This is a genomic window from Chryseobacterium sp. FG46 (assembly GCF_057809135.1).
In genome coordinates this window covers 253,521-267,794 of record NZ_JBMDJJ010000001.1, presented here as the reverse complement: position 1 = coordinate 267,794, position 14,274 = coordinate 253,521, and the positions used below count along the sequence as shown (strand labels likewise).

Annotated in this window: 10 protein-coding genes and 1 tRNA gene; 10 read left to right on the top strand and 1 reads right to left on the bottom strand. The window is 33.5% G+C overall.

The window, feature by feature from the left end; genetic code table 11:
- Window positions 1–2 precede the first annotated feature (2 nt).
- From ACODR7_RS01160 to ACODR7_RS01115, 10 genes are all read left to right on the top strand, one after another.
- The gene (locus ACODR7_RS01160) at window positions 3–2,150 is read left to right on the top strand and encodes a GumC family protein (protein WP_488836588.1); all 2,148 of its coding nucleotides are present in this window, start codon (window positions 3–5) and stop codon (window positions 2,148–2,150) included.
- Window positions 2,147–3,373, top strand: coding sequence for a lipopolysaccharide biosynthesis protein (locus ACODR7_RS01155; protein ID WP_488836586.1), 1,227 nt, complete (start codon window positions 2,147–2,149; stop codon window positions 3,371–3,373). The genes ACODR7_RS01160 and ACODR7_RS01155 overlap by 4 nt, the downstream gene beginning before the upstream one ends.
- Window positions 3,364–4,479, top strand: a complete 1,116-nt coding sequence (locus tag ACODR7_RS01150; protein ID WP_488836584.1) for a glycosyltransferase family 4 protein — start codon at window positions 3,364–3,366, stop codon at window positions 4,477–4,479. The genes ACODR7_RS01155 and ACODR7_RS01150 overlap by 10 nt, the downstream gene beginning before the upstream one ends.
- A 1-nt stretch (window position 4,480) precedes the next feature.
- Complete coding sequence (locus tag ACODR7_RS01145) at window positions 4,481–5,785, top strand: O-antigen ligase family protein (protein ID WP_488836582.1); 1,305 nt, start codon at window positions 4,481–4,483, stop codon at window positions 5,783–5,785.
- Window positions 5,786–5,903: 118 nt separating this feature from the next.
- The gene (locus ACODR7_RS01140; protein ID WP_488836581.1) at window positions 5,904–8,213 is read left to right on the top strand and encodes a nucleoside/nucleotide kinase family protein; all 2,310 of its coding nucleotides are present in this window, start codon (window positions 5,904–5,906) and stop codon (window positions 8,211–8,213) included.
- Window positions 8,210–8,953: an acyltransferase gene (locus ACODR7_RS01135; protein ID WP_488836579.1), complete on the top strand. Its 744-nt coding sequence runs from the start codon at window positions 8,210–8,212 to the stop codon at window positions 8,951–8,953. The genes ACODR7_RS01140 and ACODR7_RS01135 overlap by 4 nt, the downstream gene beginning before the upstream one ends.
- A complete protein-coding gene (locus ACODR7_RS01130) occupies window positions 8,898–10,133 on the top strand; it encodes a glycosyltransferase family 4 protein (RefSeq protein WP_488836577.1) in 1,236 nt (411 codons plus the stop codon). The genes ACODR7_RS01135 and ACODR7_RS01130 overlap by 56 nt, the downstream gene beginning before the upstream one ends.
- 1 nt (window position 10,134) lies before the next feature.
- Window positions 10,135–11,211, top strand: a complete 1,077-nt coding sequence (locus ACODR7_RS01125; RefSeq protein WP_488836575.1) for a glycosyltransferase family 4 protein — start codon at window positions 10,135–10,137, stop codon at window positions 11,209–11,211.
- 127 nt (window positions 11,212–11,338) lie between these two features.
- The gene (locus ACODR7_RS01120) at window positions 11,339–12,559 is read left to right on the top strand and encodes a DUF1972 domain-containing protein (protein WP_488836573.1); all 1,221 of its coding nucleotides are present in this window, start codon (window positions 11,339–11,341) and stop codon (window positions 12,557–12,559) included.
- A 92-nt stretch (window positions 12,560–12,651) separates the two neighbouring features.
- Window positions 12,652–13,638 (top strand): MraY family glycosyltransferase, encoded by a 987-nt coding sequence (locus ACODR7_RS01115; protein WP_488836571.1) that lies wholly within the window; start codon window positions 12,652–12,654, stop codon window positions 13,636–13,638.
- 254 nt (window positions 13,639–13,892) lie between these two features.
- On the opposite strand, the gene ACODR7_RS01110 is transcribed toward ACODR7_RS01115, so the two are convergent.
- Window positions 13,893–13,965: transfer RNA gene (locus tag ACODR7_RS01110), tRNA-Lys, on the bottom strand.
- Window positions 13,966–14,274: the final 309 nt, after the last annotated feature.

The following is a 14,274-nucleotide window of genomic DNA, read 5'->3' as shown; positions in this document are numbered from 1 at the left end:
CCATGAACAACGAAAATGTACGATTCCTGAAACCTCTTTTAAGAGGACTGCCTATAGTAGTTCTTGCAATGATAATTTCTGTTTTGGCCATAAAAAAATATCTCAATTATGTTACACCAATGTATGAAAGTACGGCCAAACTAAAACTTGCGGATACACAAGAAGGAGTTCCCAGTGCAAATCTTTTCAAAGACTTTGATGTATTTGCATCAGCCAACAAAATCAGTACAGAAATTGAAGTTCTCAAATCCTCTTCTCTCATCGAAAAAACTTTAAAAAAATTATCCTTTTCTACAGAAATTTACCGCAAAGGAAAAATGCATTCAGTCGAGCTTTTTAATGACTCTCCAATAAAAGTTGAAGCAACATTTGCCGACAAAAAAAACTTTGACAAAAAATTCTCATTAAATGTCCTATCATCTGCAAACTATATACTCACTACTTCAGAATCCCCAAAAGAATTAAAAGGTGTATTTGGTATTCCCACCAATATTGAAGGAGGTAAAATCCTGATTACAAAAAACGAAGAATATCTGCTTTCCAAACCTAATGCAAAAATCATTGATCATTACGAACTGGTATTTTTAAGCAGAGAAAAGCTTCTCGAAAAAGTTAATAAAAATCTTGACATTGTAGCCGTAGACAAAGATGTACCGGTTATCAGAATCAATTTTAAAAGCAATGTACCCGCCAAGGCAAGTCTCCTTGTCAATACCCTGGCTGAGACATATATTGAAGATTATATTGAAAATAAATACCGGGCAGCCAATACTACTGTTGATTTTCTAAAAGGAGAAATAGGACAGGCTAACAATAAATTATCCGAAACAGAAAACCGTATTGAAAATTACAGAAACAAAGAAAATATTATCAATATTCCACAAGAGACAGAAACGGATCTGAGAAAGATAGCCCAGCTTAAAATCCAGCAAAGTAATCTCAAAATGAATCTTGATGCCATCAAAAATCTTAACAGCTATATTACAGAAGGGAAAGATAATTATCTTGATCTGGCTACAAACTTTGAAGCATTCAACGATCTCCTTTCTACCGAAATGGTAAAAAACATGAAACAGCTACAGGCAGAAAAAAAAGAATTATTACTTACCTACACTCCTGAGCATGAAAAAGTAAAAATCATTGACACAAAAATTAAAGACCTTACCGATTATCAAACTGAAAGCATAAAAAACACTCAGAAAAATTTACAGATAAAATACAATGATATAGAGCGCGATATTCAGACTGCAGAAAGTGCTTTCATTGGTCTTCCTGAAAAAGAAAAGCTATTAAACATTATGAATAGGGAATTTAATCTCTATGAAAAAAACTATAATTTTCTGAATGAAAAAAGAATAGATGCCGAGATTGCAAAAGCTGCAAAGATCTCATTCCATAAAATTATTTCCCGAGGGGAATTGCCACAGGAGCCTGTATCACCAATGCGCTCCATCATTATTATTGTTGCTGCCATTATGAGTATGGTTGCTTCTATTTTTCTGATTTACGCAGTACATTTTGCCAAAGCCAAAGTAAATGATATTTCTACCATTGAAAAAAACAGTTCCATACCGATAGCATTCACTACCCCATTTATCAAAAAGAAAGAAAAAATAATGCACCATTTTCTGGAAAATGTTTTGGAAATGGAGCTTAAAGAAATAATAAAAGATAAAAAGCAGATTTGTATTACTTCATATGATAAAGCACAACAGCATACATTTCATGCAAAAAATATCATCAGAGCATTACAACTGCAATCCAGAAAGGTTCTGCTAGTAGATGTAGCAGGTACCTTAAGCAATTCAGGGGCTGATCATTATATCAATTTTTCAGCCGAAGAAAATCTACGACTGACAGCTCGGGAAGTGAGAGATCTTATCAATGAAAAAATGAGAGAATGTGATATTTGTGTCATCAATAATCAAGCAATAAAGCAGGGCAAGCTTCCCTTACTTTTCATGAATATTTCAGACCAGAACCTGTTCATACTTGACAGCCGGAAAACTGCCGTTAAAAATATAATAAACATAGAACTCTTAAAAGATGAATATAAACTGTCCAATCTTTGGTTCGTTTTGAATAAAGAAGGATACAACCCTAGCCTGATAACTACCATTAAAGGAATTATAAACAAATACAAATCGTGAAAAGATTCCATGAAATATTTAAAAGCGCCTCTGTTTTGGTTTTTACAGATCAGCTCATATTCAGCGGGAGCAATTTTCTTCTGACCTTTTTATTGGTGAGAAAATTAAGTATTTCTGAATTTGGAATATTTTCATCTATTCTTTTAATAACCTATTTTCTGGTAGGTATTTCTAACGCTTTTATTGTTCAGCCTTTTCAGATTTTATCAGCAAAGAATTTCAGTAAAAAATCGCTGGGCTTTGCATTTCTGGCTGCATTGGTTTTGATCTCCATATTCAGCCTCATTATTTTCTTTATTACCCTTCTCCCTATTCCGGCCATAGCATTTTTAAAAAACAATCTTTCTGCCATCATAATTTTCATTTCAGCTTATATTTTACAGGATTTTCTCAGGAAAATATTGCTTATCACAGATCATATTAAAATTGTCATTTTTATTGATACTGTCTTTATTATTGTTTTCCCCTTAATTTGGCTTGAAACGTCCCTTAGCTTATGGAAGAGCCTATATATTATTGGTATGGTAAACTTTGCGGCATCTATTCCCGCTATGGGATATCTTATAAAAAATGCAGACTTCAGTCTTAAAAACACTTCACTTTTACACTATTATTTTACCGAGGGTAAATGGCTATTAAGCGCCTCTGTTCTTCAGTGGCTTTCGGGTAATTTTTTTACTCTTGCTGCAGGGGTATACCTAGGGATCAATGCTTTGGGAGCATTAAGGCTTGTTCAGTCCTTCTTCGGAATTATCAATGTTATCTTACAAACCATTGAAAACTATTACCTTCCTAAAACAGCTCAGCTTTATTATCAAAATAAAAACCAGGAGAAAAAGGAGCTTCTTCTCAAGATGATGAAAGCAATAGCCGTATTAGCCATTATAATCATTTGTTTTTTCACTTTTTCAGAATCGTTGATTATTATGCTCGGAGGAGAAAAATATCATCAATATGGATTTGTCATTAAGCTGGTTTCAGCATTATATATTGTAATTCTATACAGTTATCCAACCCGGATTTCCATCAGAGTTTTAGAACAAAATAAGGCATTCTTTATCGGATATTGTATATCCTTTGTTTTCTCGGTTCTGAGTTTCCATTTTTTATTAAAGTACGGGCAGCTATATGGTGCTGTAACTGGCTTAGCTATGAACCAGATTATCATGATTGTGTATTGGAAAATAATTCTCAACAAAAAACAAATTTCGGTATGGGCATAGTACATGTAATATTAGGAAAAGCGAATCCCGAAAAAATGAACGGCGTTAATAAAGTCGTGTATAATATTGCAACAAAACAGGCACAAAACAAAGAGAACGTAGAAGTATGGGGTATTTCTGAAAATACAGAAATCAACTATCCCGAAAGAATATTTGTAACCAGGATTTTCAAGAAAAAAAGAAATCCTTTTTCTATTCCTGATGATCTTAAAAAAGAAATTCTGGCTGCTGATCAGGCAACAATTTTTCATTTTCATGGAGGATGGATTCCCTTATTTTCTTCTTTAAGTAAATTATTAAAGAAAAATAACTACCGATACGTAATAACTCCTCATGGAGCATATAATAGTATTGCCATGGAGAAAAGCAAATATACAAAGAAGATCTACTTTGAAATATTTGAGAAAAAAGTCATTGAAAATGCTTCTAAAATCCATTGTATAGGAGAAAGTGAAATAGAAGGTCTCCATTCTGTTTTTCCAGCCTCAAAAAGCGTTCTGATTACCTATGGCTATGATAGAATAAATACAGGCTTTTATTCCGGCAATCTCAAAGAACCTATCATTTTCGGATTTGTTGGCAGATTGGATATTCATACAAAAGGTCTGGATATTCTCATTAACAGTTTCGCTTCTTTTTCCAGCAAAAAACCTCATTCCAAACTCTGGATTGTAGGAGACGGAGCTGAGAAAAATGAGCTCATCCATCTACTGAAATCATATCATATAAGTGATAAAGTAGAATTGTTTGGAAGTAAGTTTGGAGAAGAAAAAAATGATCTGATCAAAAAAATGCATGTCTTCGTACATCCTTCCAGAAATGAAGGCCTTCCTGTCTCAGTCATTGAAGCAGCTGATTTTGGAAAACCCTGTATTGTCACCAAAAATACGAATATCGGACATCTGGTAGAAAAATACAATGCCGGCATCAGTATCGCTACCCCGGATTCTGCTCTGCTTACCAATTCTTTTATTATGATGTCTGAAATATGGGAAAATCAGAATGAATATAAGAAGATGTCTGAAAATGCCATGAAAATGGTGGAAGAAGCTTTTGACTGGAACAGAATTCTTGAAGACATGAATACCCAACTCTACAACAGATGATATGGAATCCTTAGCGCATAAACATCAGCACTTTCTCAAAAAAACGAATAATCAGCTTTTTATTATCCTGCTGCTGATGGTAGCTTGTTTTTTTACCTGGAGTGAAAATGTTGCCATCACCCGGGGAATAAAAGTAGTGGGAAGAATGGGCGTAATGATCTCTTCTATTCTCGTCTACCAGAAAATTATTAATTATGGAAGTGTCAATTCTTTAGCCTATAAAAATATCTTCTCTCCTATTCTATACATGGCCTATCTTACATTAGGCTTTATATCATTTTCATGGAGCACCAATCCTGGATTCAGTGCCCTGCAGTGGTTTATGACGTTCCAGAGTTTTGTCTTTACCTACTTCTTTGTAAAAAGTTTAAAAATACTGGATGTGTATTTTGAGGGCCATAGTATTCGTCTTTATCATCTTTTAGGCAACACTGTTTTTGTGCTGCAACTTGTCTTTGTTATCGGAATGTGGATTGCACCAGATGTTTTTTTCCGTCTCACCGACGGAGGTGAAGAAGCCAGACTTGGCGGTACATTAATGAACCCTAATGAACTAGGAATGCTCGCCGGTGTTGGCTGTGCATGTCTTATTTTTGACCTTTACCGCTTCAAAAATAAAGCCTGGACGATTATAAAAATACTGATCATTATGTATGCCCTTTATATGACCGGTTCAAGATCTTCTCTGATCGGAATCCTACTCATTATCTTTTTTCATATTAATCAGACTAAAAAAAAGACATTAAAATTTGCTATCATTGGGGTGGTGGCTGCAATTGCACCTTTTGCTGTTTACAGCATAATCTTAAAAGGCGGCGATCAATCTCGCCTGGAGGAAGTGATGAGCCTTACAGGAAGACTTCCTTTCTGGAAAGCTCTGATTAATGAAGGATTGCCAAGAGAACCCCTTTTAGGCTTTGGATTTATGAGAATAGACTATAAAGAGTTTTTTCAGAGTGCCCACACCTATCCGGGAAAAATGACCCATAACACATTTATGCAGGTTCTTATGAACCTTGGTTTTATTGGGCTCACCATTGTTCTTTTTCAGGTATTTTTTACCCTGAAATCAATACTGTCACAACCAAAAGAAACGAAGCTTATGCTCATTGGAATTCTAATTCCCATCATAATCAACTCTTTTACTGAGTTTGGAATATTTGGAGAAAGCAACTACGGAATTTTATTTTACCAAATTATTATCTTTTCAGTGACCCTCAAAAACAGTAACTATCTTACCAGGCTGCAAAAAATTGTTCTTAAGAGAAAAAGGCCGGATCTTATAGAAGAAAATTCCATTCTCTAGTTTTTTTTCCATTTTCTGGAAAGCCCAATTTATCTCAAACACCACAAGTTGCTTATTATCAATTATTTGCATAAATGGCAAGATGTTTATATCCTTTGTTAATATAAAATGGTACATCATGAGAAACTTATTTAAAAACACAGGATACAAGCTGTATTTAAAACATCAGTCAGGAAGTAAAAGAATCTCGTTTTCTTATATTCCCAACCAGGATGGAAGTGTACGATGGTTTTGGAATTCCGGATCAAAAAAGCCTTTATTCCTAAAGTTTTATAATATAACAACAATTAAAGGAAAATTATTTGCTTTCGTTGTACATATGATATTCTTTCTGCGTCTGCAGAGACTATTATTCAAAAAAGAGACTTTATATTATACTTCAGAAGAAAACCCTTTATTTGACATCATGAATGATTGGGCCATATTTACCGGAACTCAAGGTCCTAACAACAAAGCCGTTTTATTTGCAGACAATTGCTTCTTCAAAATTGCTTCAACAAAAAATGCAAAAAAACTTATCAATAAAGAATATAAAATCATTACGTACTCCGGAATCAACAGATTGTATTCAGTACCTTCTGCATCTTTAATTAATGATTGTGTACTAAAACTTTCTGATATTTCAAATAATGGAAAGAGGCAAAAAAAATTCAGTGAAGTTCATGCTAAAGCTCTTCATGGAATCAAAGAAAAACATCAGAATATGATTAAAATTTCCAATTGGAAGCATTTTGACACATTGATAGAAAACTTTACCACAATTGATGATAACCGGATTCCTCCCAATCTGACACGAAAATTGAAAATAATTCTGGAAAACATTGATAAAGATGAAATGATACACTTATCCTTTTCTCATGGTGATTTTACTCCCTGGAACTGCTGTGTAAAAGACGATATACTTGGAATATATGATTGGGAACTAGCTTCATTTGAAAAACCCAAAGGATTTGATTTCTTTCACTTTATTATACAGAACGGTATACTGGTACAACATATTCCCTGGAAAGATATCTTGGCCCAGATCAGGAAACATAATAAAATTGCATTTAATTTTGATGACAATGATCTTAAAAAGTATCTTAAATTCTATCTGCTTACCAATGTACTTTATTACCTGAAACTGTATTCTGAACAAGAGCAGTGGCATCTTCAGATTCATTGGCTTTTAAAAGTATGGTCAGAAGCTTTGAATATGTATCTTACTGAAATCAAAACTGAAAGAGAGCTTCTTATTATGGATATTTTTGATTATCTGTATCATCAGAAATATGCAACCCTGAAATTTCATGATAAAGAACCTGAAAACCTCCCTCTGAACTCTGATATTGATATCGTTATCTCCTGTCATGATGCTTCAAAAATGGCTTTATTTCTAAAACAGAACAGCCTGATCAACAGAATGAAAATAGTAAAAAAATCATTCATGTACAAGATAAGACTTATAACTCATGATCTTCAGATTCTTAATCTGGACCTTATTTACCAGCTAAAATGGAAAAATCTTGAGTATATGGAAACAAATGGAATGATAAACCATGCAGAAATGAACAGGCATGGAGTTAAAATATCATCTCCCCAGGATACTGCAAAATACATCTATTATTTTTATACTCTTAATAATAGTGAAATTCCTGATGCATATAAAAATTTCGTATATGAGAATACCTCAGAAAAAATGAGAAAAAGTAAAACAGAATGTATTACAATGATGAAAAGGAAAAGATCTAACAGAGGATTTTTATTCCTTAAGAATCTCTGCTGCTACTTTAAAGATTTTTTTTCAGAAAATGGATTCATTATTACTTTCAGTGGTGTAGATGGTGTTGGAAAATCAACAGTTATTTCTGAAGTTTCGGAGCTTATTGAAAAACGTTACCGAAGACCTGTAAAAGTTCTCAGACACAGACCTTCTCTCCTTCCGATATTGAGTGTATTTACGAAAGGAAAAGAAAAAGCGCATCAGGATATTGTAAATTCTCTGCCAAGACAGGGCAAAAATGACCATTTTTTCTCCTCTTTGCTAAGATTTACATATTACTATACAGATTATATCATCGGGCAATTTATTATTTATCTGAAATATGTGTTAAGAGGAAAAATTGTATTGTATGATAGATATTATTTTGATTTTATTGCAGATAGCAAAAGAAGCAATATCAAACTTCCGGAAGGTATCACAGAAAACGGATACCACCTGCTGTTAAAGCCCAAATTCAATTTTTTTCTTTATGCTGACCCGGAAAAAATTCTTGACAGAAAAAAAGAACTCTCCTATCACTCAATATGTGATCTGACGGCATCATATGGCAGATTATTTTCAAAACTGGAAAAAAAAGATCCGAAGATCAAATATCTTTCCATTGAAAATAATGATTTGGACACCACTTTAGGCACTATAATGAACACTATAACTGCTGCAAAATGAAAACAATTATTGAAAAAATCATTAAACTCAGAAATCCGGATTTTACTTTAGATAAAGCATTAAACTCCGGAGCTGTATTCCAGCTGATTTGGGTTCAGTTCTGGAGCCTGTTCAGAGGACTAAAGATGATATTCTTTTTAAGAAATCCGAAAGGAATGCTTTTAGGAAAACGTATAGGATTCTTCAATATTTCAAAAATACAATGGGGAAAATTTCTGAGGCTGGGAAATGATGTTTACATTTCTGCACTGGCCAAACAAGGAATAGAATTCGGAAATAATGTTTCTATAGGGGCTTTCAGCAGAATTATAGTTTCTACTTCATTGAATAATATCGGAGAAGAAATAAAGATAGGAAACAATGTGGGTATTGGAGAATTTGCTTATCTGGGCGGTTCCGGAGGTCTTGAAATTGGTGATGACTGTATTATAGGACAATACCTCAGCTGCCATCCGGAAAATCACAATTATCAAGATCCGGATATTTCCATACGCCATCAGGGAGTAAACCGAAAAGGCATTAAAATAGGTAAAAACTGTTGGATTGGAAGCAAAGTTACAATTTTGGACAGCGTAGAAATTGGCTCCGGCTGTATTTTAGCCGCAGGAAGTGTTATTACAAAATCATTTCCAGACAACAGTATTATAGGAGGTGTACCTGCAAAACTAATAAAAATGAGAACTTATGATGACTATCAATCAGACTATACTGGCAACCTGCTATGCCGTAAATCCATTTAAAGGTTCGGAAGATGCCATGGGCTGGAATTTTGTATATCAGATTGCCAGGTTCAGAAAAGTTATTGCCATTACAAGGGAAAATAATAAAATCCATATTGAAAAATATATGGAAGAAAATCCTGATGCCGTATATATGAATATCAAATTCCTTTATTTTGATCTTCCCTACTGGATGCGCTTCTGGAAAAAAGGAAACTTCGGAGCTATGCTTTATTATTATCTGTGGCAGAAGAAAGTTGTTTCTTTCATCAAAAAACAAAAACTGGATTTTGATATTGCTCATAATGTCAATTTTCATAATGACTGGACTCCGAGTTTTTTATGGAAACTTCATAAACCTATGGTTTGGGGACCGGTAGGACATCATCCCCTGATTCCAAAACAATATCTCAAAGACTATTCAATAAAATATTTTATTAAAGACCGTCTTATCTGGCTGATTAAAAATTGTTTCTGGAAGTTTTCAGTATCGTTGAAAAATACAGTTGAGCATTCAGATCATATATGGTGTATGAATAGTAAAGTTCCCGAAAAGCTAAAGATTAATAAAAAGAAATATTCAATCTATCCTTCAGTTGCATCAGAAGACTTTTTCCCAAAAAAAGAACTACTTCCAAAATCAGACTTTAAGGTTATCAGCGCAGGAAGGTTTGTTCCGTTAAAAGGATTTGACTTAACAATAAGATCTTTTGCCCAATTCATGGATCAGATTTCCGAAAAGGATCAAGCATTATGCAAGCTTACTCTTATTGGAACAGGTGAACAGAAAAAATTTTACCAGACCCTTATCAGCAGTCTTGAAATGAATAAATTCATTGAAATCAGGGAATGGATTGACAGAAAAGAACTTATGAAAATCTATGAACAATCATCCGTATTTTTATTTTCATCACATGAAGGAGCAGGAATGGTAGTTCCGGAAGCACTCTCATTTGGATTACCGGTGATATGCCTCGAAAATGAAGGTCCGGGAGAATTCATCAATCATACCTGTGGTTTTACCATTCCCCAGCAGGAATATAACCCAACTATAGACGGGTTGAGTAACGCATTACTCAGATTGTTTCTGGACAAAAAGCTACAGAAAGAAATGAGTATTGGAGCCAGAAATCATTATCTGGAAAAATTTTCCTGGGAAAAAAGAGGTGAACATCTTAATACAATTTTTAATCAGATCTGAAATGAAGAGAATTGTTGCCATCCATTTATTAAATGACTACAGCGGAAGTCCAAAGGTATTGATGCAGCTATTAAAAACCTGGACCCAACACGGTATTGAAACCCACCTGTTTACTTCAGGCGGAAGAAAAGGTTTTCTTTCTGATATTTCTCAAGTGAAAAATCATTCTTTTTGGTATCGTTTTTCGTCCAATCCTATCATAAGAATACATAATTTCTTTCTCTGTCAGTTCCTATTAATGATAAAGCTATTGTTTTTTCTGAATAGAAAAGATATTCTCTATATCAATACTGTACTGCCTTTTGGAGCGGCTGTTGCCGGAAAAATAAAAGGCTGCAAAGTAATCTATCATATCCACGAAACTTCAATCAAGCCTGCTATCTTTAAGAATTTACTTTTTGGAATAGCAAAATTTACCGCTCATAAAGTTGTTTATGTTTCAGAATTTCTTTTGAAACAGGAATCCCTTATCAATAATCAGGTTCTTCTTTACAATGTATTGGAAAAAGATTTTGTTGAAAAAGCAAATCAATTTCAAAGCCAGGAAAAGACAGTTCCTATAGTTTTAATGATATGTTCTTTGAAAATTTATAAAGGAGTAAATGAATTTTTGCAGCTGGCTCAGAAAAATGCCCATTATATTTTCAAACTGGTTGTCAATGCTTCTGAAAAGGAAATTAAGGATTATTTCGGAATGAGAAAAATACCGGAAAATCTAAAAATCTACTCTACCCAAACCGATACACACCCTTTTTACCGTGAGGCCAGTCTCATTGTCAATCTCTCTCATACTGATCTGTGGGTTGAAACTTTTGGACTGACTATTCTGGAAGGAATGCGATATAGACTTCCTGCTATCGTTCCGCCCATTGGGGGAGTTACAGAGCTTGTGACCAATGGTGAGAATGGTTTTTGGATTAATTCTAAAAATATAGATGAACTATCTGAAAAAATAAACTATATATTGGAAAATAAAATGGTTTATCAATCTTTCAGTAATGCATCTTATGCTAAAAGTCTAATGTTCTCAGAGGAATATTTTGAGAAAGAGTCAATCAGTATTATTTCCAGTTTATAATAAATTTTCCATTTTTTGGAATTACGCACAACCTATTTGAAATTATAAAAATTTGATTATCAGATAATTAAATATAAATTTACTTTTGGAACATGAATAGTTATACTATTTTTAAATATAAATAATTATGAAAACAAAAGTAGCAATAATCGGAACTGTGGGTTTACCCGCAAAGTATGGAGGCTTTGAAACTTTGGCGGCTCATCTTGTTGAAGAACTTTCGAATACGTATGATTTTACAGTATACTGTTCTTCAAAAAAATATTCCGGAAAAGAAAGGTGTAAAAGCTGGAAAGGAGCGCACCTGAAATATATTCCTTTAGATGCCAATGGAATTCAAAGTATTCTTTATGATACATGGTCTATTATTCATTCATTATTTTTTAGTGATGTTTTACTGATTTTGGGAGTAGCAGGAGCATGGCTGCTGCCCTTTGTAAAGCTGTTTACCAATAAAAAAGTCATTATTTCTATAGATGGAATTGAATGGAAAAGAGATAAATGGTCCTTACCTGCAAAATTATATTTATGGTGGGCAGAAAAACTTGCTGTAAAATTTTCTGATATTGATATTTCTGATAACGAATCTATCCAGGATTATACTTCTTTAAGATACAATACCATAAGCCGCGTAATAGAATACGGTGCAGATCACACAAGAACAAATCTGGTTGCTACCGGCGAAAATATAGAAAAATATCCCTTTTTACAGGATGAATATGCCGTAAAAGTATGCAGGATAGAGCCTGAGAATCACGTTCATACTATTCTAGAGGTGTTCAGCGAATTTCCTGAACGTAAACTGGTAATGGTGGGTAACTGGAACAACAGTCAGTATGGGATAGAATTGAAACGGCAATACTCAGATTTTGAGAATATTTATCTCTTAGATCCAATTTATGAACAGGAAATCATAGATCTTATTCGTGGAAATGCTTCGCTTTATGTTCACGGCCATTCTGCTGGTGGTACCAACCCTTCTTTAGTGGAAGCCATGTTTTTAGGACTGCCTATTATCAGTAACGGAGTTTCCTATAACAGAACCACTACAGAAAATCAGGCTTACTATTTTTCAAATGCAGAAGAGCTGAAAAAAATTGTAGCACAACTGAAGAAAGAAGACCTTCAAAACTGTGCCATCAGGATGAAAAGAATAGCAGAACGGAGATATACCTGGAAAAAGATCGCAAGGAAATACCACAATCTTATTGAAGAAGTATTTGCTGCAAAAAACAAGACAAAAGTATATCCCGCAATTGGTAACCTGGAGAAAAAAATCCTTGAGAAGTACAATTTAGAACATCTGAAAAACATCCAGCTATTCAATAATTCCAGTGAAACAGCTTAAAACAAAATACTATGAAAAATTTTATTGAATTATTAATATCGGGAGTTCTTGCATTCGTTTTATCAATTTGTATAATTCCCATAATGAGAATCATGGCCCAGAAATTTAGATTGGTAGATGTTCCCAATACAAGAAAAGTACATTATACTCCTATTCCATTAATTGGAGGTTTGGCTATTGGAATGATTATTTTACTATTAATTGAAATTTCCGGAGACAATGGCTGGAGAACAATACTTCCCATTATTGTAACATCTTATATTTTACTTCTTGTGGGAGTCTTGGATGACAAAACTGATATTAAAGCAGTTCACAAACTAATCATTCAAGTTTGTGTAAGCATTATTATAGCAATTTCCGGAATAAGAATTTCATCTTTATACGGACTCTTTGGGATCTACGAAATCAGCACATACTTCCAATATCTGCTCACCATTCTGGTTATTGTAACAGCAGTTAATGCTTTTAATCTTATAGACGGTGTGGATGGACTGGCAGGCAGTGTAGCAGGAGTAGGATTCTTTCTGTTTTTTATTATCATGTTAATAGAAGGCAACTTAGGACTGGCAAGAATAGCCATACTTTTTGTCGGAAGTATTATAGCTTTCCTGAAATATAATCTTTCTCAGAAAAATAAAATATTCTTAGGGAATTCAGGTTCCTTATTTTTAGGATATCTGCTGATATGTCTGGGAATTTATATCACAAAGTTGGACAACAATACAACAACATTTCCTTATGGTGTATTTTTTATACTTTTTGTATTTGCTATTCCTGTAATTGATTCTATACGAGTATACATTGATAGAGTATCAAGAGGAAAATCACCATTTAAAGCAGATAAGACACATATTCATCACCATCTGCTTTTATTGGGCTTTTCCCATAAAAAAATAAGTGTCACTTTTATTTTAATCAATATTCTAACATTTGTTATTCAATATATTTTTTTTAAAAGTTATCCTATTTATTCTTCACTTATTTCATTTTGTACATTTGTATTAGCTTTCAAAATTATCAAGAGTATAAATCTTTTTATTGTATGGAAAAAAAAGATAAAAGATTTGGAATACAGCTAAGGTTGTCTCCTTTATTTATATTTTCATAAGAGGTATCCATCGTAAAGATATTTACTATCATTTTTAGAACCTCTTGTATAAATTTTCCGGAGCTGTGGAATTTACGGTAATGTTAAAGTTTGTATTATTTTAATCCCGCTTATTACTGAAGGAAAATTAAAAACACCATCCGAACTTCCAGTGTAAGAGATATGGAAATCTGATGGGTCTAAATTGTATGAATTTGTACAGACAGCATTATAATTTGCTACTAGTGACCCGGCTGGGATTCGAACCCAGGACCCATACATTAAAAGTGTATTGCTCTACCAGCTGAGCTACCGAGTCGGCCACTTACTTTTTTAAGTAAATCCCTTTGTTTAAGGGACTGCAAAGATAGAAACTTTTTCTTTATTTACAATACTTCCGCAACATTTTACGTACTGAATTCTGCTAACATTTACAAAATCAGAGACAAAAATTTCTTGCTCCGGAGCAGGTCTGTTAATTAAACTTCAACAATGAACAAAAAGGCTTCCAATGAAAAAATGAGCAGTTCACGAATCTCTTGTTTCTCCTGCTCTATTACTACAACAATCTTATTTTCTTAAAATTAAAACAATCTTAAAATGAATAATTTGTTTTTTTCAAATAAAT

Excerpts from the sequence above, each read along its gene's own strand:
- ACODR7_RS01120 (WP_488836573.1), top strand. The coding sequence starts at position 11,339 with ATGAAAACAAAAGTAGCAATAATCGGAACTGTGGGTTTACCCGCAAAG.
- ACODR7_RS01150 (WP_488836584.1), top strand. The coding sequence starts at position 3,364 with ATGGGCATAGTACATGTAATATTAGGAAAAGCGAATCCCGAAAAAATG.
- ACODR7_RS01140 (WP_488836581.1), top strand. The coding sequence starts at position 5,904 with ATGAGAAACTTATTTAAAAACACAGGATACAAGCTGTATTTAAAACAT.
- ACODR7_RS01115 (WP_488836571.1), top strand. The coding sequence starts at position 12,652 with ATGGCCCAGAAATTTAGATTGGTAGATGTTCCCAATACAAGAAAAGTA.
- ACODR7_RS01130 (WP_488836577.1), top strand. The coding sequence starts at position 8,898 with ATGATGACTATCAATCAGACTATACTGGCAACCTGCTATGCCGTAAAT.
- ACODR7_RS01145 (WP_488836582.1), top strand. The coding sequence starts at position 4,481 with ATGGAATCCTTAGCGCATAAACATCAGCACTTTCTCAAAAAAACGAAT.
- ACODR7_RS01125 (WP_488836575.1), top strand. The coding sequence starts at position 10,135 with ATGAAGAGAATTGTTGCCATCCATTTATTAAATGACTACAGCGGAAGT.
- ACODR7_RS01135 (WP_488836579.1), top strand. The coding sequence starts at position 8,210 with ATGAAAACAATTATTGAAAAAATCATTAAACTCAGAAATCCGGATTTT.
- ACODR7_RS01160 (WP_488836588.1), top strand. The coding sequence starts at position 3 with ATGAACAACGAAAATGTACGATTCCTGAAACCTCTTTTAAGAGGACTG.